The organism is Methylobacterium sp. WL6, assembly GCF_008040095.1.
Taxonomy (GTDB): domain Bacteria; phylum Pseudomonadota; class Alphaproteobacteria; order Rhizobiales; family Beijerinckiaceae; genus Methylobacterium.
Genome location: NZ_VRVH01000626.1, coordinates 1 through 829, shown reverse-complemented (window position 1 = coordinate 829; position 829 = coordinate 1). Strand labels below are relative to the sequence as shown.

Annotated in this window: 1 protein-coding gene; it reads left to right on the top strand. The window is 76.6% G+C overall.

What is annotated here, in order from left to right:
- On the top strand, nt 1-829 hold an 829-nt coding region (locus tag FV230_RS28845; protein ID WP_147844790.1), incomplete at both ends, for a DUF1800 domain-containing protein.

The following is an 829-nucleotide window of genomic DNA, read 5'->3' as shown; positions in this document are numbered from 1 at the left end:
CGCCGACCCCGGGCAGGTCCGGCGAACCATCGAGCGCGCCGAGGTCGAGGCCCGGCTCGCGCACGGCGCGGCGACGGAGGCCGGCTTCGTCGAGCGGCTGGCGCTTTTCTTCGCCAACCACTTCGCGGTCTCGAGCGACAAGGGGCCGGTCCGCGTGCTGGCCGGCGCCTTCGAGCGCGAGGCGATCCGCCCGCACGTGCTCGGGCGCTTCGCCGACATGCTGCGGGCGGTGCAGCGCCACCCGGCGATGCTGGTCTACCTCGACAATCAGCGCTCCGTCGGCCCCGGCTCCCCGGCCGGGGCACGGCGCGGCCTCGGCCTCAACGAGAACCTCGCCCGCGAGACGCTGGAGCTGCACACGCTCGGCGTCGACGGCGGCTACGGCCAGGCCGACGTCACGGCGCTGGCCGGGGTTCTCACCGGCCGGGGCTGGGTGCCGCCGCGGGCCGACCGGCCGGATGCCGGGCGCTTCCTGTTCGCCGCGAGCCGGCACGAGCCCGGCCCGGCGACGATCCTCGGCCGGACCTACGAACCGGGCGGCCTGGAGCAGGGCGACGCGGTGCTGGACGCGCTCGCGCGCCATCCGGCGACAGCCCGCCATCTCGCCCGCAAGCTCGCGATCCACTTCATCGCCGACGATCCGCCCGAGGGCGCGGTGGCGCGGCTCGCCGCCGCCTATCGCGACGGCGACGGCGATCTCGCCGCGATGGCCGCCGCGCTGGTCGCGACGCCGGAGGCGTGGGAGCCGGCGCCGCGCAAGTTCAAGACGCCCTACGAGTTCGTGCTGAGCGCGCTCCGGCTCGTCCCCGGTGCCGACCGACGCGACGGC